At 63.8% G+C, this 25119-nt stretch carries 24 protein-coding genes and 1 rRNA gene; 15 read left to right on the top strand and 10 right to left on the bottom strand.

From position 1 onward, the window contains the following. The first annotated feature begins 3 nt into the window (after positions 1 to 3). Positions 4 to 116: ribosomal RNA gene (rrf, locus tag G3N61_RS23790) — 5S ribosomal RNA — on the top strand. A gap of 98 nt (positions 117 to 214) precedes the next feature. Here rrf and G3N61_RS23795 read toward each other — a convergent pair. From G3N61_RS23795 to G3N61_RS23820, 6 genes are all read right to left on the bottom strand, one after another. Continuing rightward, positions 215 to 619, bottom strand: coding sequence for an ankyrin repeat domain-containing protein (locus tag G3N61_RS23795; RefSeq protein WP_205823735.1), 405 nt, complete (start codon positions 617 to 619; stop codon positions 215 to 217). Positions 620 to 692: 73 nt separating this feature from the next. Then, positions 693 to 1157, bottom strand: coding sequence for a DUF6714 family protein (locus G3N61_RS23800; RefSeq protein ID WP_089454115.1), 465 nt, complete (start codon positions 1155 to 1157; stop codon positions 693 to 695). 55 nt (positions 1158 to 1212) lie between these two features. Beyond that, positions 1213 to 1677, bottom strand: coding sequence for a GNAT family N-acetyltransferase (locus G3N61_RS23805; protein ID WP_205823736.1), 465 nt, complete (start codon positions 1675 to 1677; stop codon positions 1213 to 1215). Positions 1678 to 1786: 109 nt separating this feature from the next. Then, positions 1787 to 2158: a nuclear transport factor 2 family protein gene (locus G3N61_RS23810; protein WP_205823737.1), complete on the bottom strand. Its 372-nt coding sequence runs from the start codon at positions 2156 to 2158 to the stop codon at positions 1787 to 1789. An 89-nt stretch (positions 2159 to 2247) separates the two neighbouring features. After that, the gene (locus G3N61_RS23815; RefSeq protein ID WP_043185458.1) at positions 2248 to 2847 is read right to left on the bottom strand and encodes a hypothetical protein; all 600 of its coding nucleotides are present in this window, start codon (positions 2845 to 2847) and stop codon (positions 2248 to 2250) included. Between the two features lie 88 nt (positions 2848 to 2935). Further along, positions 2936 to 3139 carry a hypothetical protein gene (locus G3N61_RS23820; protein WP_143331200.1) on the bottom strand — a complete coding sequence of 68 codons (204 nt, stop codon included), beginning with the start codon at positions 3137 to 3139 and terminating at the stop codon, positions 2936 to 2938. Positions 3140 to 3230: 91 nt separating this feature from the next. Here G3N61_RS23820 and G3N61_RS23825 point away from each other — a divergent pair, with 91 nt between their 5' ends. The 3 genes from G3N61_RS23825 (at position 3231) to G3N61_RS23835 (ending at position 7922) form a co-directional block, all read left to right on the top strand. Then, positions 3231 to 4736, top strand: coding sequence for an aldehyde dehydrogenase (locus G3N61_RS23825; protein ID WP_205823738.1), 1506 nt, complete (start codon positions 3231 to 3233; stop codon positions 4734 to 4736). Between the two features lie 81 nt (positions 4737 to 4817). Further along, positions 4818 to 6209: an aspartate aminotransferase family protein gene (locus G3N61_RS23830; RefSeq protein WP_089454120.1), complete on the top strand. Its 1392-nt coding sequence runs from the start codon at positions 4818 to 4820 to the stop codon at positions 6207 to 6209. A 303-nt stretch (positions 6210 to 6512) separates the two neighbouring features. Further along, the gene (locus tag G3N61_RS23835) at positions 6513 to 7922 is read left to right on the top strand and encodes a cytosine permease (protein ID WP_089454121.1); all 1410 of its coding nucleotides are present in this window, start codon (positions 6513 to 6515) and stop codon (positions 7920 to 7922) included. Positions 7923 to 7934: 12 nt separating this feature from the next. Here G3N61_RS23835 and G3N61_RS23840 read toward each other — a convergent pair whose 3' ends face one another. Together G3N61_RS23840 and G3N61_RS23845 are read right to left on the bottom strand one after the other, a co-directional pair. Next, positions 7935 to 9188, bottom strand: coding sequence for an SMI1/KNR4 family protein (locus tag G3N61_RS23840; RefSeq protein ID WP_205823739.1), 1254 nt, complete (start codon positions 9186 to 9188; stop codon positions 7935 to 7937). A gap of 140 nt (positions 9189 to 9328) precedes the next feature. Continuing rightward, positions 9329 to 10348: an AraC family transcriptional regulator gene (locus G3N61_RS23845; RefSeq protein ID WP_089454123.1), complete on the bottom strand. Its 1020-nt coding sequence runs from the start codon at positions 10346 to 10348 to the stop codon at positions 9329 to 9331. Between the two features lie 144 nt (positions 10349 to 10492). Here G3N61_RS23845 and G3N61_RS23850 point away from each other — a divergent pair, with 144 nt between their 5' ends. Genes G3N61_RS23850 through G3N61_RS23860 form a run of 3 tightly spaced genes read left to right on the top strand, consistent with a single transcriptional unit; the run spans position 10493 to position 14159 of the window. Then, the gene (locus tag G3N61_RS23850; RefSeq protein WP_205823740.1) at positions 10493 to 12160 is read left to right on the top strand and encodes an acyl-CoA synthetase; all 1668 of its coding nucleotides are present in this window, start codon (positions 10493 to 10495) and stop codon (positions 12158 to 12160) included. 22 nt (positions 12161 to 12182) lie between these two features. Next, on the top strand, positions 12183 to 12950 hold the full coding sequence (locus tag G3N61_RS23855) for a 3-hydroxyacyl-CoA dehydrogenase (RefSeq protein ID WP_205823741.1): 768 nt from the start codon (positions 12183 to 12185) through the stop codon (positions 12948 to 12950). Positions 12951 to 12968: 18 nt separating this feature from the next. Next, positions 12969 to 14159 carry an acetyl-CoA C-acetyltransferase gene (locus G3N61_RS23860; protein ID WP_205823742.1) on the top strand — a complete coding sequence of 397 codons (1191 nt, stop codon included), beginning with the start codon at positions 12969 to 12971 and terminating at the stop codon, positions 14157 to 14159. Positions 14160 to 14290: 131 nt separating this feature from the next. Here G3N61_RS23860 and G3N61_RS40300 read toward each other — a convergent pair whose 3' ends face one another. Next, the gene (locus G3N61_RS40300) at positions 14291 to 14944 is read right to left on the bottom strand and encodes a response regulator transcription factor (protein WP_205823743.1); all 654 of its coding nucleotides are present in this window, start codon (positions 14942 to 14944) and stop codon (positions 14291 to 14293) included. A gap of 338 nt (positions 14945 to 15282) precedes the next feature. Between G3N61_RS40300 and G3N61_RS23870 the strand changes: the two genes are divergently transcribed. The 7 genes from G3N61_RS23870 (at position 15283) to G3N61_RS23900 (ending at position 22662) form a co-directional block, all read left to right on the top strand. Next, entirely contained in the window at positions 15283 to 15918 is a 636-nt protein-coding gene (locus tag G3N61_RS23870) for a DUF1120 domain-containing protein (protein WP_205823744.1), read from the top strand. Positions 15919 to 16203: 285 nt separating this feature from the next. After that, positions 16204 to 16833, top strand: a complete 630-nt coding sequence (locus G3N61_RS23875) for a DUF1120 domain-containing protein (protein ID WP_089454128.1) — start codon at positions 16204 to 16206, stop codon at positions 16831 to 16833. Positions 16834 to 17058: 225 nt separating this feature from the next. Then, positions 17059 to 17682, top strand: a complete 624-nt coding sequence (locus tag G3N61_RS23880) for a DUF1120 domain-containing protein (protein ID WP_205823745.1) — start codon at positions 17059 to 17061, stop codon at positions 17680 to 17682. Between the two features lie 196 nt (positions 17683 to 17878). Next, positions 17879 to 18487, top strand: coding sequence for a DUF1120 domain-containing protein (locus tag G3N61_RS23885; protein WP_205823746.1), 609 nt, complete (start codon positions 17879 to 17881; stop codon positions 18485 to 18487). Between the two features lie 224 nt (positions 18488 to 18711). Further along, on the top strand, positions 18712 to 19500 hold the full coding sequence (locus G3N61_RS23890) for a fimbria/pilus chaperone family protein (RefSeq protein WP_241017879.1): 789 nt from the start codon (positions 18712 to 18714) through the stop codon (positions 19498 to 19500). Further along, positions 19500 to 22064 carry a fimbria/pilus outer membrane usher protein gene (locus G3N61_RS23895; protein ID WP_205823747.1) on the top strand — a complete coding sequence of 855 codons (2565 nt, stop codon included), beginning with the start codon at positions 19500 to 19502 and terminating at the stop codon, positions 22062 to 22064. Before G3N61_RS23890 ends, G3N61_RS23895 begins: the two co-directional genes overlap by 1 nt. A 64-nt stretch (positions 22065 to 22128) precedes the next feature. Continuing rightward, positions 22129 to 22662, top strand: coding sequence for a hypothetical protein (locus G3N61_RS23900; protein WP_205823748.1), 534 nt, complete (start codon positions 22129 to 22131; stop codon positions 22660 to 22662). 75 nt (positions 22663 to 22737) lie between these two features. Here the strand turns inward: G3N61_RS23900 and G3N61_RS23905 are convergent, their stop codons facing one another. Beyond that, positions 22738 to 23436 (bottom strand): TetR/AcrR family transcriptional regulator, encoded by a 699-nt coding sequence (locus G3N61_RS23905; protein ID WP_205823749.1) that lies wholly within the window; start codon positions 23434 to 23436, stop codon positions 22738 to 22740. A gap of 356 nt (positions 23437 to 23792) precedes the next feature. Here G3N61_RS23905 and G3N61_RS23910 point away from each other — a divergent pair, with 356 nt between their 5' ends. Next, entirely contained in the window at positions 23793 to 25073 is a 1281-nt protein-coding gene (locus G3N61_RS23910; RefSeq protein ID WP_205823750.1) for a Zn-dependent hydrolase, read from the top strand. Positions 25074 to 25119: the final 46 nt, after the last annotated feature.

Below are 25119 nucleotides of genomic sequence, written 5' to 3' on the forward strand. Positions count from 1 at the left end.
TTGCCTGATGACCATAGCGAGTCGGTCCCACCCCTTCCCATCCCGAACAGGACCGTGAAACGACTCTACGCCGATGATAGTGCGGATTCCCGTGTGAAAGTAGGTAATCGTCAGGCTCCCTAAGCCAGAAACCCCCGCCCGAAAGGCGGGGGTTTTTGCATTGGCGCGACGGAAATGCGTACGGGGTAGGAAGGGCCCGATTCAGGAATGGGCTTCATCGACGAGTCTTGAGAAGCCGGATTATTTTGGCGTTCTCGCTAAGCTCAGCAACGTCGAGCGGCGTCTGATCGAATTCATTTTTCAGATGCGTTTTGGCCCCACATTTCAAGAGAAATTCGACCGAATCGAATTGATCCATCATGGCGGCTTGATGCAGTGGGGTATTGCCGAGATCTCCGGCGATGTTTACATCGGCACCCGCATCGATGAGGACCTTCATGTCTTCAATCGCACCTGTTCGAGCCGTGAGATGTAAAACGGTGTCGCCAACCGCGCCAGGCTGATTGGGATCGATCAACGCAAGTCCCAGGAATTCGGGGTGAGTTGCGTATTTTTCGAATATTGCTTTCAGACGCTCTTCGGATGCCAGCTCTGAACCGTCGTTTCTTTTGTTCACCACGACACCTTGATCCTCTTCGCAACGACCAGGATGGGACTTCGAGTTGATTGAGAATCGAATCGAAAAGCGTTGATCAAAATACTTTGCGCAATAGACGGGCCGTATCTGCAGCCAAGTCAGGATCTTGATACCGCCACTCGATTCGACTCATCTCGTCGAGAAAATCGATGATGCTGTCTCGTTGATCTTTTGAGTATGCCTTCAATATTTCTTCGAGCCAGTCGTTCGCTTCACCCGTTGCCATTCGGTGCAGCTTGTACACGAGAGAGTCGGGGATGTTGTCAGCCTGGTCATACTCGTGGGTCGCTATCTTCATGAACAACGGAAGAAAGAACGCAAATGCCCGCGGCTTCATAAAAGCGAGGCACGCGGATTCATCGCAAGCGTAGTCTTCCCGCAATTCCTTGAGCGTCCTGTCGAAGCGCCTCTTTCCTCGAAAGAAGTCATCGACGGCACACGACTCGATCCCCGATCTATTGGTGATCGGCTCCCCCTTGGGGAAGGGATCGTCCGGAAACAATGAAAAGTCCAAACTCATTCTAGGCCGTTTGCATGCACGGTTGACGTCGTCCTGGAGCCTGCGGTGTCAGATATCAGATCGCAATCCGCAGGATCGGAAAGAACCTGCCCGGGACGACGCTTGATTCCTTTTCGCCGATCTTTTCAGCCCCGAGCGCCAGATAGAACGGAACCGCGTTGGGATCGGCTTCGATCACAAAGCTTCGGATCCCTCTTGCGGCGCTTTCCCTGCGGACCTCTTCCCACAGTGCACGGGCGACACCGCGGCCCATATGGTCGGGATGGACGAACAGCCATCCGGGCGTCGGGCGATCCGATTCCGATGACGCCCTGACCCAGAACCCGATGATTGCCTCTCCGGATTCCGCGACGTAACCGATCGATCCATCGATCGTCTCAGGCGCAATCGTGAGGTCGCTCTGCCACAAGTCGAGCCAGTCCTTCGGATAGCCCCAGTGAGCCTTCGAAATGCGAGCCAGTCGCGTGAGCTCGTCCGCGTCCGCGGTACGGGCAGCGCGGACGGTAAATGGTTTGTGCATCTCGTCTCCTGTCGTGGTCGACACCTTCGGCGAGGTATCGTCCGGCTCGCATCGACTCCCCTCCGGAAGCGCGACTGGCCGACTCGAAGGGAGGTCGATCTCGACGCCACTACCTGACCTGCGATGCGTGCCCGGCGACGACGCGCCAGCCAGCATGCGATCGGCGCCACAGCCGAGTATAGGCAAACTCGCCATCGAACGCCGTGCCACCGAAATGGCCGGCGAGCACTGCCTTCGTCGTGGTCAGGATCATCTCGCCGATCGCGCATGCGTGCGTTTCCTGCACATCGAGTCTGTCGAGACGCAGCAGCTTCGCGCGATGCGCGGCCAGGTCGTCTTCTTTCGAAATGACCTGGCCGGTCGGGACGGTGAACACCAGATCGTCGTCCAGCAGCGCATCAAGCGCTTCGATATCGTTGGCCAGCATCGCGGCACGAAGCGCGGCTTCGCTGGGTTCGATGGCTGTACGGATTGCGTCCATTTCAGGGCCTCGTATCGTCTCTGAAGGTTTGTGGTTCTACTCATACCGGCGAGCAACAGCAAGCAACATACCGCACCGACGAAGATCGTCTAGCGCGCGTTCGACAGCGACTGACGCCGGACAAGCATCACCACGCAGATGCCGATCGACGCGAGGACGTTGACGGCCGGATAGAACGCGACCGCGACACTCCACGTGCTCAGCGCCAGCAACGCCAGCGCGTACTTGAGCACGCACAGCGCGAAATACGCGAGGCTCTCGCTCCATGGATCGCGGATCGTCTTGCGGACGGTCGGGCCGAGGCCGGCAAGCTCGATCAGCGTGACCAGGCAGATCGAGATCGTCGGATCGTCGGTCAGCATCCACAGTGGAATGGCTGACAGGGCCGCGCCCAGGAACAGCCAGTCGAGTCGTGTCCAGCCGCGTTCGCCTCGAAAGATGCTGGCCACCAGCGTCAGGAAGCAGGTGACGGCGATCGCCGCCGTGCACCACGCGGACGGCCCCGCACCCGCGACGAACTGGCCGGCAGCCGCGATCGCCGTGACGACCGACCACACGAGCCATGTGAACAGATGCGGACGAACCCTGCGCCGGTAGATCGCGAGCGCATACGGAATCGCCGCCAGCAAGGACACGGTCGTTCCGATCACGCCAAAGATCGAAGCGGCGCCCTGATCGACATTCACCATCGACGCACCCTTGTTCGCGCAGGCCGACCAGTATGTGGTCGGATGGGCCGGGGCGCAATGTCGTGCTGGCCAGGCGTCGCAGCGGGTGTCACGTCGCACCGCACCGGAAAGCCGATGCGATTGCACACAAACAAACGGCACCGGGATCGCGACGTGGCAGGAAAACCCACTGCACGACACGCGGATGAATAGAAATAACCTCTTCAATGAGAAGAAAAACTGTTCTTTCAAATCTCTTTTTGATGACCGACAGTTGGCCAACCGGACGACTGCGGCGATTCTCGGCGGTCATGGGCCTCGGTCCCGACCGCTGGCGTTTTCGTCGGGTCGAATGCAGGCAGAGAACAACGCACAAATGCCTGGTCGTCAAAACGGAGTCTTGAATGAACCCAACTTCAGCAGAAAACCATCAGCACGCAGACTGGAGACGTCTTGCGGCGCAAGTCGCTCCGAGAACGCTCGCGCATATCGGCGGCCGCAGCGTGCCGGCCCGCAGCGGCCGGACGTTTGCCGCGATCAATCCGGCGACCGAGGCCGTCATCGCAGAAGTCGCGTCGTGCGATGCAGTGGACGTCGACGACGCAGTGCGTGCCGCGCGTCACGCGTTCGAATCCGGCGCGTGGTCGCGCTGCGCGCCGGCAGAGCGCAAGCGTGTGCTTTGCCGGCTCGGTGAACTCATCGCATCGCACGGTGCGGAGCTCGCGCTGCTCGACTCGCTCAACATGGGCAAGCGCGTCGCGGATGCGTTCAGCATCGACGTGCCCGCCGCGGGCGGTCTGTTCAGCTGGTACGGCGAGGCCGTCGACAAGCTGCATGGCGAAGTCGCGTCGACCGACCCCGGCAACCTCGCGGTCGTCACGCGCGAACCGCTGGGTGTCGTCGGCGCCGTGGTGCCGTGGAATTTTCCGCTCGACATGGTCGCGTGGAAGGTGGCGCCAGCGCTGGCGGCAGGCAACAGCGTCGTGCTGAAGCCGGCGGAACAGTCGCCGCTGTCCGCCTTGCGTCTCGCGGAGCTGGCGCTCGAGGCCGGCCTGCCGCCGGGTGTGCTGAACGTCGTGCCGGGTTATGGCGAGACCGCGGGGCGTGCGCTCGGGCTGCATCCCGATGTGGACGTGCTCGCATTCACGGGATCGACGGCCGTCGGCAAGAAATTCCTCGAGTACGCCGCGCAGTCGAACATGAAGCAGGTGTGGCTCGAATGTGGCGGCAAGAGCCCGAACCTGGTCTTCGACGATTCCGACGATCTCGACCTGGCCGCACGCAAGGCGTGCTTCGGCATCTTCTTCAACCAGGGCGAGGTGTGTTCCGCCAACTCGCGGCTGCTGGTTCAGCGTTCGATTCACGATGCGTTCGTCGACCGGCTGATTGCGCATGCCGCCGCGTTCATGCCGGGCGATCCGCTCGATCCGGCGAGCGGGATGGGCGCCATCGTCGACGAGCAGCAGCATCGGCGCGTGCGCGAGTGGATCGCACGCGGTCGCGATAGCGCGACGCTCGCGATCGGCGGAGGCGCGCCGCGTGTCGACGGCAAGGGCTACTTCATCGAGCCGACGATCTTCATCGACGTGAAGCACGACGACGCCATCGCACGCGAGGAGATCTTCGGGCCGGTGCTGTCGGTGATGGCGTTCGATACCGAGGACGAGGCCGTCAGGCTCGCGAACGACTCGATCTATGGCCTTGCCGCGTCGGTCTGGACCGGCAGCCTGTCGCGCGCGCACCGTGTGTCGGGGCGGCTGCGCGCCGGCACGGTGTCGGTCAACACGGTCGATGCGCTGAGCGCGCAGACGCCGTTCGGCGGGTTCCGCCAGTCGGGCTTCGGCCGCGATCTTTCGCTGCACGCGATCGACAAGTACACGGGCCTCAAGACGACCTGGATCAGTTACTGATTCGGCGCGGCGGGCCGCAAGCGGTTGCGCCGCACAACGCGACAACACTTTTTGTTCACAAAACTAACCGGAGACTCGCCTATGAATGCGCCCCACTTTCCGCATCGTACGACGCAGGACTATCAACGCAGCGACGCCGCACATCACCTGCATGCGTTCGTCGACCAGAAGGCGCTGAACGAGGAAGGCGCACGCGTGATGGTGCGCGGCGAAGGTGTCCATCTATGGGACAACGACGGCAACCGCTACCTGGACGGCATGTCGGGGCTGTGGTGCACCAACGTCGGCTATGGCCGGCCGGAGCTGGTCGAAGCCGCCGCGCGGCAGATGAAGGAACTGTCCTACTACAACATGTTCTTTCATACGACGCACCCGTCGGTGATTGAACTGTCGGAGCGTCTGTTCGCGCTGCTCGGCAATCGCTTCAGTCACGTGGTGTATACCAATTCGGGATCCGAATCGAACGAAGTGCTGATTCGCACCGTGCGGCGCTTCTGGGACGTGATGGGCAAGCCGGAGAAGAAGGTGCTGATTGGCCGCGTGAACGGCTATCACGGGTCGACGGTGGGGAGCGCGTCGCTGGGCGGCATGGCGTTCATGCATGAAATGGGCGACCTGCCGATTCCGAACATCACGCACGTGGACGAACCGTACTGGTACGCGAATGGCGGCGATCTGAGCCCCGAGGCATTCGGCAAGCAGGCGGCGCTGTCGCTCGAGCGCAAGATCCTCGAGATCGGTGCGGAGCGCGTCGCCGCGTTCGTCGCGGAGCCGTTCCAGGGGGCGGGCGGGATGATCTTTCCGCCGGATGGCTACTGGCAGGAGATCGAGCGCATCTGTCGTCAGTACGACGTGCTGCTCTGCGCGGACGAAGTGATCGGCGGTTTCGGCCGTACCGGCGAGTGGTTCGCGCACCGTCACTTCGGCTTCGAACCGGACCTGATCTGCATGGCCAAGGGGCTGACCTCGGGCTACGTGCCGATGGGCGGGCTGATCATGAGCCGGCGCGTCGGCGATGCGCTGGTCGACAAAGGCGGCGTCTATGCGCACGGGCTGACCTATTCGGGGCACCCGGTCGCGGCCGCTGTCGCGCTGGCCAACCTTGACGTGCTCGAGCGCGAAGGCCTCGTCGAGCGGACGAAGACGGATACCGGGCCGTACCTGCAGAAGGCGCTGCGCGATGCGTTCGACGGTCACTCGCTCGTCGGCGAGATCCAGGGCGTGGGCGCGGTCGGCGCGATCCAGTTCGCGAAGAACAAGGCGACGCGCGAGCGCTTTGCGAACGAGGCCGACCTGACCTGGCACAGCCGGACGGTCGGGTTCGAACTCGGCGCGATCGTGCGTTCGACCAATGGCCGCCTGATCGTTGCGCCGCCGCTGGTGATCGATCACGCGCAAATCGACGAACTGGTCGGCACGATGCGAAAGGCCGTGGATGCCACCGCGCGCGAAGTGCTCGGGATCGACTGCTGACCGGTTGAGCGACGCGCTTCCGTCCGGCGACAGTCAGACGGGCGGGAGCGCACCGAACCACGGGTTTCGCTGCGGCGACGAGCCGGCTGCGTGCAGCCACCGGAGCGGCAATCCGGCAGGTTGAAGATCGGTCGTGGTGGGCGATAGTCCGGTAAAGCGATGTGCTTCCGACTTCCTATTGATCAGGAATGCAAATAATTTGACTGGTTGATTGCAGGACGCACGCTTCGTGCAGGCCAGGCAATCCGCTTCACCCTTCATCCCCCGAACCCGCGAACATCACAACAGAAACAAGGAGACGAAATGAGTCAGGGCGAGTCCGTTGCTCATCTCGAGGAAAGTACCATCCAGCCGATTCCGCTGACCGAGCGGCACGGCAGTGCGAAGGACCTGTTCACTATCTGGTTCGGGTCGAACATCATGATGCTGACGATCGTCACCGGATCGCTCGCGACCACGGTATTCAAGCAGCCGTTCTGGTGGGCGGCGCTCGCCACGCTCGTCGGCAGCCTGATCGGCGCGGTCTTCATGGCGCTGCATTCCGCCCAGGGGCCGCAGCTTGGCGTGCCGCAGATGATCCAGACCCGCGGGCAGTTCGGGTCGTTCGGCGCGCTGCTCGTGGTCGCGCTGGTCGTCGTGATGTATGTCGGCTTCTTCGCGTCGAACTGCGTGTTCGGCGGGCAGGCGCTGCACAGCCTGAGCGCCGATATTCCGCTCGATGCGGGCGTCGTGGTGATCGGCCTGATCAGCCTGCTCGGATCGATCTACGGCTACAAGCTGATCCACGCGTATGCGCGACTGCTGAGCTGGTGCTCGGGCAGCGTACTCGTGCTGGCGTTCGTGTGGATCATTTTCGTGCACGGACTGCCGGCCGATACGTTCTCGAAGCACTCGCTGAACCTGTCCGGCTTCCTGGGCGCGATGTCGGTCGCCGCGCTGTGGCAGATCGCCTATGCGCCTTACGTGTCGGACTATTCGCGCTACCTGCCGCCCGATACCGGGCCGCGCACCGCGTTCTGGTCGAGTTACTGGGGCTGCGTGCTCGGCTCGTTCTTCCCGATGCTGCTCGGCTGCCTGGTGGGCCTCGCAACGCCGGATGGCAATGTCGTGAGCGGCCTCACGGGGCTCACGCAAGGGATCAGCGTGCTCGTGATCGTCGTGCTGTCGTTCGGCATCGCGGCCAGCAATGCGATGGAGCTGTATTGCGGTGCACTGTCGGCCATTACCGTGCTGCAAACGCTCTTTCCGTCCTGGTCGGGCAAGGCGCGTGCGCGGGCGATCACCGCGATCGTCCTGTGCGGCATCGCGCTCGCGATCGCGCTGTTCGGGCAGGACAACTTCCTCGCCGGCTACACGAACTTCATCCTGCTGCTGCTGTACGTGCTCGTGCCGTGGACCGCGATCAACCTCGTCGACTACTACCTCGTGTGTCACGGCGAGTACGACGTCGATTCGTTCTTCCGTCAGGACGGCGGCATCTACGGACGCTTCAATACGATTGCCGTCGGCTCGTACTTCATTGGCATCGTCGCGCAGGCGCCGTTCATGGCGACCGATCTCTATACGGGCGAACTGGCGAGCCGGCTCGGCGGCGCGGACGTGTCGTGGATCGTCGGTCTCTCGCTGACGTCGCTCGTCTACTACGCGGGTTGCAAGCTGTTCTCGCGGCCGATGCAGGGTGTCGCCGCGAGTGTCGACGGGGTGTCCCGCTGAGTCCGTGTCACGTTACAGCACGAATGTCCGCAGGCGTTCAACGTGGGCTTCGAGTCCGTCGAGGCCGAGATAGTGGCTGAGCTTGCCGGAACGGACCCGGGCGATGTCGGTCGTGAGCTTGAGCAGCAATGCCTCGCTCGCCGCGCGGCAGGCGGCGGCTGCATCGATGCCGCGTGCCGACAGGGCCGCGCCGATCAGGCGTGCGCTGTCGGCACCGCCGCTGGCGATACAGCGTGCCATCGCGTCGGCATCCGGCTGCACGCCAGCATCGAGCAGCGCACGCGTCAGCGCGGGCGGTATGTCGCCGGATACGGACACCAGCGAATCGGGCTCGACCGGTGCGCCTGATTCGAGCAACGCGGCCGCCGCCGCAAATTTCTGACGTCGCAGCGCATAGTCGGCCGGAATCGAGCTGCCGGCGAGCGCGGTGCGGAGATCCGCGAAGATCGTCGCGAGTTGCGCGGTGAGTGCCGCGTCGTCGCGGTCGATCGCATGTTGCAGTGCGTGACGCGCGAGCACGGGCTGCGCGGCGAGCGTGCCGTCGGCGAGCGGCGTGCGCCAGTCGATCACGGCTTCGCGATAGAACGCGATCAGTTTGTCCGCCAGCGGTGCCGACAGGCCATGACCGCTGCGGCGTTCATCGACGTATTCGAGCAACATGCTGCCGGTACCGCCTTCGCTACCGGGTTCCAGCGGATCGGCGTTGAGTTGCAGCACACTAAAGGCCGCATGCAGATCGGGCGCGACCGTCGCGAGGCCGTCTTCATGCATCGCGCCGCGCCACGCGGGCGGCAGCCCCTGTTTCCACGCGAGCACGTGGCCGTGGTCCTTGGCATCGGGTTCCGTCACGACGTAGATCCGGTCGCAATACTCGCATCCGCCGAACGGCAGCGCATCGATTTTGCCGCTCCACGGCCGCGCGTTCGCTTCGGCGGATTCCTCGGCCAGTTCGAGTTCGTGGTCGATCCAGCCCCGCAGGTCGCGGTAACCGTCGCTGTCGTTGTAGAACAGCTCGCTCCAGCCGATCGCTTCGACGTGACCGTTCATCTCGAGCGTCAGGTCGTAGTCGAGACTGCCACCGGCCGTCATGCGCCACAGCTCGAGCAGCGCAGGCGGAATGTCGCCGTGACAGCAGACCTGGACGGCCGCGATCTGGTCGGCTGGCATCGGCGGCTGCGCGTCGTAGATCACGCGGCCGGCGAACAGCACGATGCCGTGCGCGCGCAGGTCGGCCAGTTCAGCATCGGAAAAGACGGTTGCTTGCATCGGAGCGGGAGCGTTGGTGATGGATCGGGTGTTTGCCGTCGTTCATGAATAACGAACGGCAGCGGTAGGTCGCATCGTATCAGCGTCGCGTGTGCGTTTCCGTGTCGGCGGTGCGCGCCTGTTGGCGACCGCCTGCCGCGTCATCCACTTGCCAGCCCGGGTTCCCCCTCCGCCGCATGCACGTCCCGCCGGAACGCACCGGGGCTCGTGCCCGTCCATTTCCGGAACGCGCGATGAAACGCGCTCGGCTCGGTGAAGCCGAGCTCGGTGGCGATCTCCGCAACGCTGAGCGCATTGCCGCGCAGCAGCGACTGGGCCAGTGCGCCGCGCAGCTCGTCCTTGATGGCCGCGAAACTTTGACCTTCGCTGCGCAGACGCCGCCGCAGCGTCGCGGGCGTCGTGCCGAGGCGCACGGCCAGCGTATCGAAGTCGGGCCACTCGGCGGCCGGTAGCGTTTTCAGCTGCACGCGCGTCTTCGCGACCCAGCCCGTATCGTGCCGGTAGCGGACGAGCAGGTTGCCGGGCGCGCCGCGCAGGAAGGTCTTCAGCGCCTGCTCGGAGCGGATCGTCGGCAGCGCGAGGTATGCGGCATTGAACGCGAGCCGGCTGTCGGGCCGGTCGAAATGCACGGGTACGCCGAAGAACTGGTGATAGTCGCTGCGCTGGTCGGGGCTCGGGCACGCGAAGTCGATGCGTTGCAGCGGAATGCGCCGGCCGATCAGCCAGCATGCGACGCCGAGCAGGATCAGCCAGAACGTCCGGTACGCGAACGCCGGGTAGGGGGCGCCCGTCTGCGTCAGCACGATCTGCGCCTGCCCGTCGGCTACGACGAGCTCGCCGTGCGGCTCGTCCAGCACCACGCGCAGGAATTTCAGCGCCCGCCGCAGCGCCTTGTCGAGCGTGCCCGCGTGCAGCACCGCGTGGCACAGCAGTGTGAAGCTGCCGCGCCGCATCGGGCGTGCGGCGAGGCCGAAGAACTCGTCGTCGAGCGCACCCGCGATCGCGAGCCACAGCCGGCCGTACTGCTGCGGTGTGACGGGCTCGCGCACGGCGGCCGGCAGGCCGGCGGCGCGCAGCACGGGCGCCGTCGGAAGGCCTTGCCGGCGCAGGCACGCGAGCGCGTCGTCGACGAAATCCGGCGAAATCATCTGCGGCCCCATTTTCCAGCATCCTCCCGACATGGCAAAAGCGATCACGATTCTAGATTCTGTTTGTCATTGATTGCAATGTACGGGCTGTCTACTATCGAACTATCCCCGGCGCGCCCCTAGCTCGCCGGCGGCCATAACGCACAGGAGACACGCATGCCTGATGGAGCTACCGCCCGGGTGGTGCCGGCCTACGCCGACGCCGTGGCCCGGTTCAGTATCGAGACCGCCGCGAAGCAACTGCACGGCGACCTGGAGCGCGGCCTGAACGCGTGCGTGGAATGCTGCGACCGGCACGCATCCGCGGACGCGATCGCGCTCGACTGGATCGACGCGGGCGGGCAGCACCACCGCTACACGTTTGCGCAGATGAAGGCGCTGTCGGCACGCGTCGCGAACCTGCTGGTCGCGCAGGGCGTGAAGCCGGGCGACGTGGTGGCGGGCCTGTTGCCGCGCACGCCCGAACTCGTCGCGACGATCCTCGGCACGTGGCGTGCGGGCGCCGTCTACCAGCCGCTGTTCACCGCGTTCGGCCCGAAAGCGATCGAGCACCGGCTGCGCATGAGCGACGCGCGCCTGGTCGTGACCAACGTCGCGAATCGCGCGAAGCTCGACGAGATCGCCGATTGCCCGCCCGTCGCGACGGTGCGCGAGCCGAGCGAGACGCTGCCGGCGCGCGACATCGATTTCCGTGCGGTGCTCGATGTGCAGTCCGACGCGTTCGAGCCGGTGCTGCGCAAGGGGACGGACCTGTTCATGATGATGTCGACGTCGGGCACGACGGGTTTGCCGAAGGGCGTGCCGGTGCCGCTGCGCGCGCTGCTCGCGTTCGGCGCGTACATGCGCGAAGCGGTCGACCTGCGTGCCGGCGACCGGTTCTGGAACATCGCCGATCCGGGCTGGGCGTACGGCCTCTATTACGCGATCACGGGCCCGCTGCTGCTGGGCCACGCGACGACGCTCTACGAGGGCAGTTTCACGGTCGACAGCACATACGACGTGATCGAACGGCTCGGGATCACGAGCCTCGCCGGCTCGCCGACTGCCTACCGGATGCTGATGGCGGCCGGGACGGAAGCGGCGGCGCGGCTGAAGGGCAAGCTGCGCGTGGTCAGCAGCGCGGGCGAACCGCTGAATCCGGAAGTCGTGCGCTGGTTCGACGCGGCGCTTGGCGCGCCGATCTACGATCACTACGGCCAGACCGAACTCGGGATGGTCGTGAACAATCACCACGGCCTCGCGCATGCCGTCCACGCCGGTTCGGCCGGCTTCGCGATGCCGGGCTACCGTGTCGCGGTGCTCGATGAAGCGAGCCGCGAGCTCGGCCCCGGCGAGCCCGGCAACCTCGCGATCGATATCGCGCGCTCGCCGCTGCTGTGGTTCCACGGCTACTGGCAACAGGACACGCCGGCGATCGCGGGCGGCTATTACCGGACTGGCGACAACGTCGAGCTGGAGCCGGACGGCACCGTGAGCTTCATCGGCCGCGCGGACGACGTGATCACGTCGTCCGGCTACCGGATCGGCCCGTTCGATGTGGAAAGCGCGCTGATCGAGCATCCTGCGGTGAGCGAGGCCGCCGTCATCGGCGTGCCCGATGCGGAGCGCACGGAGATCGTCAAGGCGTTCGTCGTGCTGTCGAAAGACTTCGACGGCACGCCGGCGCTGGCCGAGGAACTGTGCCTGCACGTGAAGCGGCGGCTGTCCGCTCACGCCTATCCGCGCGCGATCGATTTCGTCGACGCGCTGCCGAAAACCCCGAGCGGCAAGATCCAGCGCTTCGTGTTGCGCAAGATGGAAGCCGAGAAGGCCGCTCAACCCTGAACACAACCTGTACGGACTGCGAATGGATATCAAGGATCGCGTTTTTCTGATCACGGGCGCCGGTTCGGGCCTCGGCGCCGCGGTGGCGCGCATGGTGGTCGCGGATGGCGGCAAGGCCGTGCTGCTGGACGTCAACGAAGAGGCCGGCGCGGGCCTCGCGCATGAGCTCGGCGCGGCTGCGCGCTTCGTGAAGACCGATGTGACGAGCGAAGCCGACGGCCAGGCGGCCGTCGCCGCCGCGCGTGACGCGTTCGGCCGCATCGACGCGCTCGTCAACTGCGCGGGCGTCGCGCCGGGCGAGAAGGTGGTCGGCCGCGATGGCCCGCACTCGCTCGACCGCTTTGCGCGGGCGGTGTCGATCAATCTGGTCGGCACGTTCAACATGATCCGGCTGGCCGCCGAAGCGATGTCGAAGCAGGACGCCAATGCGGAAGACGAGCGCGGCGTGATCGTCAACACCGCGTCGGTTGCGGCGTTCGACGGGCAGATCGGACAGGCCGCGTATGCGGCGTCGAAGAGCGGCGTGGTGGGCATGACGCTGCCGATCGCGCGCGAACTCGCGCGGTTCGGCATTCGCGTGGTGACGGTCGCGCCGGGCATCTTCGCGACGCCGATGATGGCCGGCATGCCGCAGGACGTGCAGGACGCGCTCGGCAAGAGCGTGCCGTTCCCGCCGCGGCTGGGCCGCCCGGAAGAATTTGCGGCGCTGGTGCGCCACATCGCCGAGAACACGATGCTGAACGGCGAAGTCATCCGTCTCGATGGCGCGTTGCGCATGGCACCGCGCTGACACTGGAGGAAGCGAATCATGACGACTCAGGATCCGATCGTAATCGTTGGTACGGCGCGTACGCCGATGGGTGGTTTTCAGGGCGACCTCGCGGCAGCCAGCGCGAGCGACCTTGGCGCGGTAGCGATTCGCGCGGCGCTGGAGCGCGCGAACGTGCCGGCCGAGCGTATCGATGAAATCGTGTTCGGCTGCGTGCTGCCGGCGGGCCAGGGCCAGGCGCCGGCGCGACAGGCCGCGCTGAAGGCCGGGCTGCCGCTCGCGGCGGGCGCGACCACGGTCAACAAGATGTGCGGCTCGGGGATGAAGGCCGCGATGTTCGTGCACGACCTGCTGCTGGCGGGTTCGGCGGACGTGGCCGTCGCGGGCGGGATGGAGAGCATGACGAATGCGCCGTACCTGCTGCCGAAGGCGCGCGCGGGGATGCGCATGGGTCACGGGCAGGTGCTCGATCACATGTTCCTCGACGGGCTGGAAGACGCGTACGACAAGGGCCGGTTGATGGGCACCTTCGCGGAGGATTGCGCGCAGTCCTATCAGTTCACGCGTGAAGCGCAGGATGCGTTCGCGATCGAATCGCTGACGCGCGCGCAACGTGCGATCGCGGAAGGGCGCTTCGTGTCGGAGATCGCACCGGTGACCGTGAAGGCCGGCAAGACCGAGGCAGCCGTGTCGATCGACGAGCAGCCGGGCAACGCCAAGCTCGACAAGATTCCGACGCTCAAGCCGGCGTTCCGCGAAGGCGGCACGGTGACGGCCGCCAACTCGTCGTCGATTTCCGATGGCGCGGCGGCGCTCGTGATGATGCGTCGCTCGGAAGCCGAGCGGCTCGGCCTCACGCCGAAGGCCGTGATCGTCGGGCATTCGACGTACGCGAACAAGCCGGGCCTGTTCGCGACGGCGCCGATCGGCGCGATTCGCAAGCTGTCGGAGAAGACCGGCTGGAATCTGCGCGATGTCGATCTGTTCGAGATCAACGAAGCGTTCGCAGTGGTGGCGATGGCTGCGATGCGCGATCTCGACCTGCCGCACGACAAGGTCAACGTGCACGGCGGCGCGTGTGCGCTCGGCCATCCGATCGGCGCATCGGGCGCGCGCGTGATGGTGACGCTGCTGGCCGCGCTCGAAACGTATGGCATGAAGCGCGGCGTCGCGTCGCTGTGCATCGGCGGCGGCGAGGCGACGGCGATCGCGATCGAACGCATCGTGTAACGCATCACGCGTAGTACGCACGCCGAGACGCGGGCGACGGGCATCGCACGGGAATCTTCCGCGCGTTGCCTGTCGCCCGTTTTGTTTTGAGCATCCCGCATGTGCTCGTCGATTGATCGATACGAAAACAGCTAGGAGGTCGCGATGCCATTGCGCTGCGCGACCTTCACCAGTTCGACCATGTTCGGGGCGTTGAGCTTGCTCATGAGACGTACCTTGTAGGTGCTCACCGTCTTGTGACTGAGCATGAGCGTGCGGCCGATTTCCTGGTTGTTCATTCCTTTCACCAACAGGCCGAGGACCGTCATTTCGCGGTCGGTGAGCCCATCGAGCTCTGCGGCCAGGCCCATGCTTTCGGTTGCCGAGATCTCCTGCAAGTTTTCGCGAAGCATGTTGGTGACCACTTGCGGGAAATACGAATAGCCGGCGAGCAAGGCCTTGACGGCCTTCGATATTTCATCCAGCCCGTCGTCCTTGCAGACGAAGCCTGACGCACCGGCTTGCAGGCAACGCATTGCATAGTTGCGCGTGTCGCCCGACGTGAGCACCAGGATGCTGGCGCCCAGTTCGGCGCCGCGCAGGCGATCCATGACCGAGAAGCCGTCCAGATCGGGAATGACCAGATCCAGGATGACCAGATCGGGCTTGAGCGCCCGAACGGCCTGGACGCCGTCCACGCCCGTGCGGCACTCCGCGACGACTTCATGGCCGTCACGCTCCAGGACCATTCGTACCGCCATTCGAATCAACGGGTGGTCGTCCACGATCACAATACGACGATTCACTGTCCCCTCTGCGCAATTGATTTTATTCGCCGAAAACACCGACCCTGACTGGGTAGTGCATTCGGTCTTCGGTTAAGTCCGTGGCTGAACAGGCATCGGCGCGTATTGCCGAGAAAGCTGCCATACCGTCGCCGCTAACGTTACTCGAATGTGGATCGATGACGAATGGGCCGAGCGGTGCGTCAGATATTTCCCGGCGAAAAGCAGAATGTTCCGAATAGCTTGCACGGGTGTCGGGCCGGCACACTTGACGAGGTGATGGCGCAATGGTTTTGCTGATACCAGTCGCTCGGTGCGGGCCATCATTTTCTCGGTTGATTTGTTATTGGAGCAAGACGATGAAGAAACAACTCGCAGGATGGGGGCTGGCTGCAGGTGTACTGGTTGCCGCCGGCCATGCGCAGGCACAAACCGCGGAGATCAAGGTCACGGGCAGGATCGTGCCCGATGCGTGCCAGTTCACGATCGGCAACGGCGGTGTCTATGACTTCGGCTCCATCGGGTCGGACAAGCTCAATCAGGATGCCGTGACGACACTCGATGCGAAGACGCAGACCGTGGCCATCTCGTGCAACGCGGCTGCGAAGGTCGCGTTGAACGTGCGGGACAACCGCTCGGGTACTGCTGCCGGTGGCAAGGGCGACGACTACGAGTTCGGGCTGGGGGGCAAGGACAAGTTCACGGGCTACTACACGCTGGCTCTGACCCGTGCGGTCGGCGACGGCAGTACGTTGGACGTCCTCGCCGCTCCCGCCGGATCCAATGCGTGGGCACTCGACAGCACGGGCTCGATGGCGAACGGGCAGGCGCGCAAATCGTTTTCGGAATCGGGGAGTGTGGCGCCCGGGGCATACAAGAGCATCACGGCCAATCTGACCGTCACCCCGACGATCAACAAGTTGTCGGCGTTGGACCTTTCCAATGGTGGTGTCGATCTCGATGGCTCCGCGACTGTCGAACTGACTTACCTGTAAAAAACGGTCGGATTTGGCCGGAGCGTCGGCTGGGTGCGATGGCCGACGTTCGGCTCATGTTTCCGGAGCGCTAGCCGAGCATTGGCAGGTCTGTGCTTTTGAGCAGGGCATGCGGGGGTGTGGCAATGCAAGTCGTGATGCTGGGCACCGTCATGACTCGGAGGGTATTCCGACAGGCGGGCATCCGAGTCGAGGCTTTACGACGTTGGAGTCGAGCATCCCACGGCGCGTGAGCGACCGCGCGATGCGTTTGTCAATGCCGTTCCGAATGAGCGAGATATTCACATGAGCTTGAAGCAGTTTTGTGTTCTTTCCGTGCTGGCCTGCAGTTTGTCGAGCCCGTGCGTGACGTCGGCTGCCGACCTCAGTGTCAACGGTTACATCCAGCCGGGCGGCGCTTGCGGAATAGCGTTGGGTAACGGCGGTATCGTCGACCTGGGTAATCTGTCGAGCAAGGATGTTTCCTCTCTCCCGAACCGAACCGTCATTCGAAATATGCCATTGACGATCAACTGTCCGCACCCGACGAAGGTCGGGGTCGACACGATCGACAATCGGGCTGGTACGAGGCCACCCGAATGGGCGATATACCCCGAAGTGCTCGGTCTAGGCAATCCTGCCATCGGCTACTATGACATTTTCAGTCCTCCGTATGGTTACAACAGCCTTGCCGATGGGAGGAGGGTCGTCGCGATTTGGCGGAAAAAAGGCAAGACTACTTGGGAAGGGGCGGGAGATAGCTACGGCAACTGGGCACCTAACACGACCATGTCCTGGGAGCTTGGATCGGGGCCGGTGGCGTTCAAGACACTGACGGACGTGTTGAAGGTCAGAGTCCGATTCGAGGGGGACATCGCGTTCACCGACGAGCTTGAGATCGACGGTTCCGCGACCCTTGAGCTTGTGTACCTGTAGCGCATACGCGTCGTTGAATTCCCCATTTCAAAGAGTCGGCGAAGAGAGATCGGCGCCTGCTTTCGGGTCGCGAAAGCCCAGGTACGCGGTCCCGATTTGAAGGTGCATGCGGATCGGCGAACAGTCCGGCCGAGTGGGCACGACATCGGGGAAAGCATATGTTGGCAGTGCATGCTGCCGCGATATGTGCTTGTCCAAACCATTCCGCACGAGAGCGAAATTCAGATGAAATCGAAGAAGTTGTGTGTTCTTTCAGCGCTTGCCTGTGCGTTGTCGATCCCTGGCGTGACGGTGGCTGCCGACCTCAGCGTGGGCGGTCGGATCCAAGCGGGCGGTGCTTGCACCATAACGCTGGGGAACGGAGGTGTCTTTGATCTCGGCACTCTGTCACGAAAGAACGATTTTCCTGGCCCATACAATGCGATATATGCCGATTCAATATTGACGCTCAACTGCCAGCGTCCGACCAAAGTTGGCGTCGAAATAATCGACAATCGCGAAGGTACGGCATCTAAAGATGCTTCCTATTATTTCGGTCTAGGCAACCCTGCAATCGGCTATTACTTCGTTACGACTGATCAAGCACAGGTCGATGGGGCGGATGGCTTCCAGATTTGGCGAGATAAAGGGTGGCCTTATTGGGGAGACAGACATGGTGGAGAGAGTGGTCGCCTTTGGGGCACTAACGCTACCCTTTCATGGGACGTGGGTGGTCCACAGGTGGAGCCGGTTGCGTTCAAGACGCTGACGACCAGGTTGGATATCACTTTCCGTCCCAAATACGGTACGGCCTTTACCGATGAACTCAAATTAGACGGTTCCGCGACCCTGGAACTTGTATACCTGTAGCGAATGTGCGCCATTGAAACCCCCGCTCCAGGGAATTCACGACCAGAGCAAGGATCGTGATGCTGCGTCCACCGGGTGCGCGCGGTGACGGGATGGTGTCAGTCAACGTGTCGAGCGCCAGCGAATGCGTTACGGCGAGTGTCGGCTTCAGCGACATGGGCTTTCCAATACCGTTCCCAATGAGTGAGATATTCAGATGAGTCTGAAGCAGTTGAGTGTTCTTTCGGTGCTGGCCTGCACGTTGTCGATCCCCAGCATAACGTCGGCTGCCGACCTCAGCGTTCGCGGTCAGATCCAGGCGGATGGCGCTTGCAGCATAACGCTGGGGAACGGCGGCGTTGCCGACTTCGGCAATTTGTCGAGAACGGAGGGGTTTTCGAACGGATCTGCCCGCCGCGAGATACCGTTGACGATTAACTGCCAGAACCCGACCAAGGTCGGTGTCGATGTGATCGACAATCGAAAAGGCACGGCATCCATAGATGCTCCTTGGAAGTTTGGTCTGAGCAACCCTGCTATTGGGAGCTACCTCATTGATGCAACTGCTCCTCTGGTCGATGGGAGGGTGGGTGTCACGATTTGGCGCAATAAAGGCGAGAATACTTGGGGCGACAAGGGACACTATCTCTTCTGGGGAAGCAGAAAAACCGCTTCGTGGGATATGCCAGGTCCGCAAAGTGAGCCGGTGGCGTTCAAGACACTGACGGGCTCGCTGAATATCATATTCTTCCCCGAGTGGGACTCTGCGTTTACCGACGAGTTTGAGCTCGACGGCTCCGCGACCCTGGAGCTCGTATATCTGTAACGCACGTGTGTCGTCGGATTCTCCTTCGTTGCAAAGAACCCGAACCAGGAAGATGGCGAGCATCTGATTGATTCGGCCGTGCCCGCGCAGATGAAGAGCCCGCTCCCTTCTGATCTACCTATTTGAGTGTCATCCGGCGTCGGCCGCCGGATCGACGGATTTTCTTGCGCTCATCGGTGCAACATGCATTTTTATTTTTCAAGCTAATTTAAATAGGATTGCGAATGATGTTTAACCGTGCGCTGCGCTTCTCGTCATGGTCTGCTTCCCATGTCCGCTCTTTTGCTCCACGCCAGCGCGCATTGGCAAAGACCGTTCTGACAGGCATCCTGCCGATCATCCTGAGCGTGCCGAGCATTGCACTGGCCTCCGGCGTCCTCCCCGAATCGTCCGTGGTGATCCTGAACGAAGCGGACGGCGAAACGACCATGAACGTGAAGAACACGGAGTCGATTCCGCTGTTGCTGCATACAACGATACAGAACACACCAGACGACCAGGAATTGCTGGTCGTAGCGGTGCCGCCGGTGAGCCGCGTGGAAGGTCAGGATACGCAACTGGTGCGCTTCATGCTGCAAAGCCCGGCGCCGCTTCAGGTGCAACGGCTCAAGCGCGTGACGTTCGAGGGCATTCCGCCCAAAGGCCCGGACGGCAAGGCGCGCATCAGCATGACGATCCGCCAGAACCTGCCGTTGATCGTGCATCCCGCCACGCTCGCGAAGCACACCTCGCCATGGACGCTGCTGCAGTGGTCGGTGGCGGACGGCAAACTGCGCGTGCGTAACGATAGCCCGTACGTGGTGCGTCTGGGGCAAGGCGTGCAACTCTTGCCGGAAAAGACCGCGGTGGATCTGGGCAAGACCTACGTGCTGCCCGGCAGCACCGTCGAAGTTTCGTTGCCGCCAGGGACGGGTGCGCGCGCAACCAGCGTCAGATTGTCGCCCGCGACGATATACGGCTACGAGGTCGACACCTACGACGCTCCGTTCGTCGATACCGCGAGGCAACCGTAATGCGTGTCGATCGCGCGACGCGCAGAATACGGCGCCAGTGCGAATCGAGCGTGTACTGCGGCGGCACGGCCGCATCGCTGTTGTTATTGCTGGCCGGAACCTATTCGCCACGGGCACACGCACAGGTGGCCGCGCAGCTAGACACGGCGTCCGCTGCACAAGCAACGGCCGAGTCAGGCGCGACCGATGCGATCTTCGATACGAGCATCCTGCAGCAACGCGGGCTCGATCCACAGATTGCCGAGTATTTTCGCGATGCGCCACGTTATCGGCCGGGCCGCAGCCGTGTCGTCGTCTACGTCAACGACATTCGACGGGGGCGGATCAATACGCGGTTCGACGAGGATGGCGCGCTTTGCTTCGATCGCGCGTTTCTGGATGCGGCCGGACTGGTGGTGCCCGACGCGAAGTACGCGATGCCCGGCGACCCGGAACCCGACACGTGCTACGACTTCGCTCAGGCCTTCCCCGGCACGGACGTGACGCTCAAGCCGGGGCGGGAAGAAGCGCGACTGGTCGTACCAACCACGGCGTTGCGTCAGGCCGCAGCGGATTTCTCCGGCTACAGCCGGGGCGGCAACGCCGCGCTGCTCAACTACGAGCTGATGACCATGCGCAGCGAGGCGAGCGGCATGCCGGGCTCGAACTTCCTGTCGCTGAACTCCGAACTCGGCGTGAATGCCGGCGACTGGATCCTGCGCAGTCGCGCCTATTCTCAAAGCCAGGATCACGCCGGATTCCAGAGTCGACATCTGTACGCCTATGGCCAGCGAACCTGGTTGCGCTGGGGCGCCACGGCGCAGGTCGGACAGATCAACATCGCCAACTCGGTGCTGACCGGCGCACCGCTGACCGGCGTCCAGATATTTCCCGATTCGGCGCTGGGTAAGCAGACGCGCAACATCGTCATGGTCGAAGGCGTGGCGCAATCGCAGGCGCGTGTCGAAGTGCGCCAGGCGGGCGGGTTGATCTATACCACCGTCGTGCCGGTCGGCCCTTTCGCGCTCACCGACCTGCCGCTCCTGAACAACAGCAGCGACCTGGAGGTGACCGTCATCGAATCCGACGGCGCGCGGCGCAGCTTCGTGGTGCCTGCCGCGTCGATCAGTGCGGGGGCGCTCGGGCAGCGGCCAGGCTATGCGTTCGCGCTCGGCAAGAGTCGCAATCTCGACGGCAACAAGGCCCGCAATCCGTGGGTGGCGAGCGCGAGCGGCAACTGGGCGCTCGGCAAGCATGGCAACGTCGGTGCCGCCGCACTGTTCGCGCCCGGCTACCAGGCCGGCAGCTGGGGCGCGGATATGCGCGTGTCGCGGTCGAGCAGCGTCAAGCTGCAGCAGCGCGTGTCGATGGACGCGGGCAAGTCGGGCACGGAAATCGAGGTCTCGGGCATTTTCGGCGGCCTGCACGAGAACCTGAGCATGAGTTTCAGCAGTGCGTATCAGAGCAACGGCTATCGCACGCTGGACGACTTCACCGTGGATACCGGCCGGGCCGGGTTTGCCGCATCGCGCTACCGGAGCCGGCATACCGTGGCGCTGGCCTGGTCCGATTCCAGGCTGGGCGGTCTGACCTTCGGCTATTCATTCGCGAATCAACAGAACGGGGAGCGTACGCAGCGGCTGAACCTGTCGTGGGGAAAGAGCTTCGCGTTCGGCACCGTTTCGCTGAACGTGGAGCGCGATCTCAGCCCGCGCCGGGAGGGCCGACGTTACGGAGTTCACGCGTACGACAGACCCGGCAACACCTATTACGCGTCGTTGAGCATCCCGTTCGGCAAACGAAGTGTTCGCACCTATGCCAGCAATACGAGCGGCTATACGCGATTCGGCACCAGCTACAGCGAGCGGATCGGCGATCACCTGAATTACTCGGTGAACGTGGACCGCAACTCGCGCGACCGGCGCAACGCGGTGTCCGGGCAAATGGCCGCGACGCCGCGCATTGCGCAGGTCAACCTGGGCTTTTCCGATACCGGCGGGCGCGCCCGATCGTATTACGCCGGGGCCTCGGGCGGCGTGGTGCTGCACGCCGATGGGGTGACGCTTTCGCCATATCCCGTGCAAGACACGCTCGGCATCGTGTCGGCGTCGGGCGTATCGAACGTGAAGATCAACACGCCGCAAGGGCCGGTGTGGACCGACCGCTGGGGGCGTGCCGTGGTGTCCCGGCTCTCCGCATACAGCAGCAATCGCGTGGAGGTGATGACCCGCACCTTGCCGCGCAACGTCGACATCGGCAACGGGTTCCAGCAGGTCGAACCCGGACGCGGGTCCGTGAACCGGATCGACTTCCAGCTCAGCCGCGTGCGCCGGGTGCTGCTCAACGCGCGCGACGCCGACGGCAATCCGCTGCCCGCCGGCGCCTATGTGCTGGATGGCCGCCAGCGGTATGTCGGTATGGTGCTCGAGCAGGGGCAGGTGTTTCTGAACGACGGTGCAGGGAACGAGGCGTTGTCGGTGGCTTTGCCGGACGGCAGGCAGTGCCAGTTGCAGTATGCGTTGCCCGAGCCCACCGGCTCCGGCACGTTGTTCGAAAGCGCCGATGCCCGATGCACACTTCAATGAGCCCCTGGCTTCGAGAGACGATATGTTGCGACAACCGAAATGTATCCGCCGGTGGGCGTGGACGATGTGTGCGGGCCTGAGCCTGAGCGGGGCCGCGCAGGCCGCGGACAATTGCCAGATGCATGCCGGGCATGCGCAGCTGGACTACGGTGCTCAGTACCGGCAAACCATTCTGGGGCAGCCCGCATCGGCCGGAGGATACTCGTTGGGAAAACGTCTGGTTTCCGTGAGCATCGTCTGCAAGGAGTCGGTGCGCATGGCGATCTTCGTGCGCGGCGATGCGCTGGACGACGGCGCGTTCCGGTTCGGTCAGCAGGGCGCGCTTGCGGTGACAGCCGGCGACGCCAATCTGGATGGCCGGTCCGTTGCATTGGGCCGTGTGGAGCATGCCGGTCAGCAACCGTCGGAGCAGGCCGGAAAAGTCGGCTTGCATCCAGGCTCGGGCGTCGTGGTGCTGGCGCAAGGCGTGCCGGCGGCGGGCAACCGGTTGACGTTGCAACTGGAACTGGAGCCCGTGATTCCGCGCAGCGCGATCGAGGTCCTCAACAACGAATCCCACTGGTCCAGTAGCCACGCCGTGGAGCTGGTTCCGTTCTGAAGGCAACCGGCCGTCGAGGCTTCCCGTGACTGCGCAGAGATGAGCGGCACAGCGGCGCAGCGCGCGCGAAAGTTCTCATACCGGTCGCTTTGCCTCCGGCGACACCGCACCACATGCGCGAATCACAAGCTGCACGACCTGCTCGGTCTTCTCGTCGAACGCCTTCTGCGTGAACGTCCGCTTGCCGCTCAGCGCACGGATCTGCGCATCGAAATCCGCGTAGTGCTGCGTGGTGGCCCAGATCAGGTACATCAGCGCATGCGCGTCGATCGGCGCGAGCAGCCCGCGCGCGATCCAGCCATCGATGACCTTCACGCGCGTATCGAACCACGGCTTCACGCGTTCCGACAGGATGTCCTGCATGTGCTCCGCACCGTGGATGATCTCGTTGGCCCAGACCTTCGAGCCGAGCGGCCGCCGCCGTGACAGCGCCATCTTCGCACGCACGTAGGCGCCGATCGCTTCGACGGGATCGTCGTCGGCCTCGAATGTGCCGGCCGCGCGATGCCAGTCCTCGAACAGGTCGTCGAGCACGCGGCGGTACAACGCGAGCTTCGTCGGGAAGTAGTAATGCAGGTTCGCTTTCGGCAGGCCGGCGCGCTCCGCGATCATCGCGGTGCTCGCGCCGTCGAGCCCGCGTTCCGCGAAGACGGCCTCCGCACAGGCGAGCAGATGCGCTTCGTTGGACTCGCGGATGTGCGCCTTGCGTCGCCGCAAAGGCGCGGGCGTTTCGTCGCTGTCGGTGGCTTCGGTTGCCGCCTCGTCATGTCTCATCGTTGCCCTCGCGCGGCGGGCGTGCCGCGTTGGGCTTCATTCTAGCCGCTGATTCGCATCGCGCGCACGTGTGCGGACATCGCACATTCATCGCCATGCTGCGTTGCGATGGCACGGTTCTCGCTCCATTCATTCACGCAAGAAAGTCATTGATTTGGTCATTTTGATCGTCTAAAACCTGTCCAATCGGACAGGATTCGATGAGCGGCGGAAACCTTTCGGCCCGATTCGTCGGACGATCTTTGCAAGCAACCCGGGCATGCACCACGCAAGCGCAGGTGTGCGCCGAAACAGGCATGACATGCACCGGCACAGACCGGGCTGACGACATCACCGACCCCACAGGAGCGATACGAATGAACGCGGTATCGGAAACAGTGAAGCGGGCAGCTTTCGACACGTCGATCAAGGTCGACGGCAAGCGGTTGTGGGACAGCCTGATGGAAGTCGCGAAGATCGGCGCGACGCCGAAGGGCGGCGTGTGCCGCCTCGCGCTGACCGATCTCGACAAGGCCGGCCGCGACCTGATCGTCGGCTGGGCGAAGGCCGCCGGCTGCACGGTGACGGTCGATACGATGGGCAACGTGTTCATGCGCCGCGCGGGCCGCGTGGCCGATGCGGCGCCGGTCGTCACGGGATCGCACGCGGATTCGCAGCCGACGGGCGGCCGCTTCGACGGTATCTACGGCGTACTCGGCGGCCTCGAGGTGATCCGCAGTCTCAACGATCACGGCATCGAGACCGAGCATCCGGTCGAGGTCGTGATCTGGACCAATGAAGAAGGCTCGCGCTTCGCGCCCGCGATGGTCGCATCCGGCGTATTCGCGGGCGTGTTTTCGCTCGAATACGGGCTGTCGCGCAAGGATGTGGACGGCAAGACGATCGGCGAGGAGCTGGCGCGGATCGGCTACGCGGGTGACGTGCCGTGCGGCGGGCGCAAGCTGCATGCGGCATTTGAACTGCATATCGAGCAGGGGCCGATTCTCGAAGCGGAGTGCAAGACGATCGGTGTGGTGACCGACGCGCAGGGGCAGCGCTGGTACGAGATCACGTTCACCGGCCAGGAAGCGCACGCGGGACCGACGCCAATGCCGCGCCGCCGCGACGCGCTGCTCGGCGCGTCGCGCGTGGTCGATCTCGTCAACCGGATCGGCCTCGATCATGCGCCGTTCGGCTGCGCGACGGTCGGCATGATGCAGGTGTACCCGAACTCGCGCAACGTGATTCCGGGCCGCGTGTTCTTCACGGTCGATTTCCGTCATCCGGACGACGCCGTGCTCGCGAAGATGGACGCCGCGCTGCGCGACGGCGTCGCGCGCATCGCGGGCGAGATCGGGCTCGAGACCGCGCTCGAGCAGATTTTCTATTACAAGCCTGTCGCGTTCGATCCCGCCTGTGTGGAAGCGGTGCGCGGCGCGGCCGATCGCTTCGGCTACTCGCATCGCAACATCGTGTCGGGTGCCGGTCACGATGCGTGCTATCTCGCGCAGGTCGCGCCGACGTCGATGGTGTTCGTGCCGTGTGTCGACGGCATCAGCCACAACGAGATCGAGGACGCGACGCCCGCATGGATCGAGGCCGGCGCGAACGTGCTGCTGCACGCGATGCTGTCGCGCGCATGCGAGCCGGTTTCATGACGCAGAGATCGTAGCAGCCGGCAGGCTGCTCAATGCCTGACAGCCT

This window comes from Burkholderia sp. Ac-20349, from assembly GCF_017104865.1.
GTDB classification, from domain to species: domain Bacteria; phylum Pseudomonadota; class Gammaproteobacteria; order Burkholderiales; family Burkholderiaceae; genus Burkholderia; species Burkholderia aenigmatica.

Excerpts from the sequence above, each read along its gene's own strand:
- G3N61_RS23800 (WP_089454115.1), bottom strand. The coding sequence starts at position 1,157 with ATGAGTTTGGACTTTTCATTGTTTCCGGACGATCCCTTCCCCAAGGGG.
- G3N61_RS23805 (WP_205823736.1), bottom strand. The coding sequence starts at position 1,677 with ATGCACAAACCATTTACCGTCCGCGCTGCCCGTACCGCGGACGCGGAC.
- G3N61_RS23810 (WP_205823737.1), bottom strand. The coding sequence starts at position 2,158 with ATGGACGCAATCCGTACAGCCATCGAACCCAGCGAAGCCGCGCTTCGT.
- G3N61_RS23815 (WP_043185458.1), bottom strand. The coding sequence starts at position 2,847 with ATGGTGAATGTCGATCAGGGCGCCGCTTCGATCTTTGGCGTGATCGGA.
- G3N61_RS23820 (WP_143331200.1), bottom strand. The coding sequence starts at position 3,139 with ATGACCGCCGAGAATCGCCGCAGTCGTCCGGTTGGCCAACTGTCGGTC.
- G3N61_RS23825 (WP_205823738.1), top strand. The coding sequence starts at position 3,231 with ATGAACCCAACTTCAGCAGAAAACCATCAGCACGCAGACTGGAGACGT.
- G3N61_RS23830 (WP_089454120.1), top strand. The coding sequence starts at position 4,818 with ATGAATGCGCCCCACTTTCCGCATCGTACGACGCAGGACTATCAACGC.
- G3N61_RS23835 (WP_089454121.1), top strand. The coding sequence starts at position 6,513 with ATGAGTCAGGGCGAGTCCGTTGCTCATCTCGAGGAAAGTACCATCCAG.
- G3N61_RS23840 (WP_205823739.1), bottom strand. The coding sequence starts at position 9,188 with ATGCAAGCAACCGTCTTTTCCGATGCTGAACTGGCCGACCTGCGCGCG.
- G3N61_RS23845 (WP_089454123.1), bottom strand. The coding sequence starts at position 10,348 with ATGGGGCCGCAGATGATTTCGCCGGATTTCGTCGACGACGCGCTCGCG.
- G3N61_RS23850 (WP_205823740.1), top strand. The coding sequence starts at position 10,493 with ATGCCTGATGGAGCTACCGCCCGGGTGGTGCCGGCCTACGCCGACGCC.
- G3N61_RS23855 (WP_205823741.1), top strand. The coding sequence starts at position 12,183 with ATGGATATCAAGGATCGCGTTTTTCTGATCACGGGCGCCGGTTCGGGC.
- G3N61_RS23860 (WP_205823742.1), top strand. The coding sequence starts at position 12,969 with ATGACGACTCAGGATCCGATCGTAATCGTTGGTACGGCGCGTACGCCG.
- G3N61_RS23870 (WP_205823744.1), top strand. The coding sequence starts at position 15,283 with ATGAAGAAACAACTCGCAGGATGGGGGCTGGCTGCAGGTGTACTGGTT.
- G3N61_RS23875 (WP_089454128.1), top strand. The coding sequence starts at position 16,204 with ATGAGCTTGAAGCAGTTTTGTGTTCTTTCCGTGCTGGCCTGCAGTTTG.
- G3N61_RS23880 (WP_205823745.1), top strand. The coding sequence starts at position 17,059 with ATGAAATCGAAGAAGTTGTGTGTTCTTTCAGCGCTTGCCTGTGCGTTG.
- G3N61_RS23885 (WP_205823746.1), top strand. The coding sequence starts at position 17,879 with ATGAGTCTGAAGCAGTTGAGTGTTCTTTCGGTGCTGGCCTGCACGTTG.
- G3N61_RS23890 (WP_241017879.1), top strand. The coding sequence starts at position 18,712 with ATGATGTTTAACCGTGCGCTGCGCTTCTCGTCATGGTCTGCTTCCCAT.
- G3N61_RS23895 (WP_205823747.1), top strand. The coding sequence starts at position 19,500 with ATGCGTGTCGATCGCGCGACGCGCAGAATACGGCGCCAGTGCGAATCG.
- G3N61_RS23900 (WP_205823748.1), top strand. The coding sequence starts at position 22,129 with ATGTGTGCGGGCCTGAGCCTGAGCGGGGCCGCGCAGGCCGCGGACAAT.
- G3N61_RS23905 (WP_205823749.1), bottom strand. The coding sequence starts at position 23,436 with ATGAGACATGACGAGGCGGCAACCGAAGCCACCGACAGCGACGAAACG.
- G3N61_RS23910 (WP_205823750.1), top strand. The coding sequence starts at position 23,793 with ATGAACGCGGTATCGGAAACAGTGAAGCGGGCAGCTTTCGACACGTCG.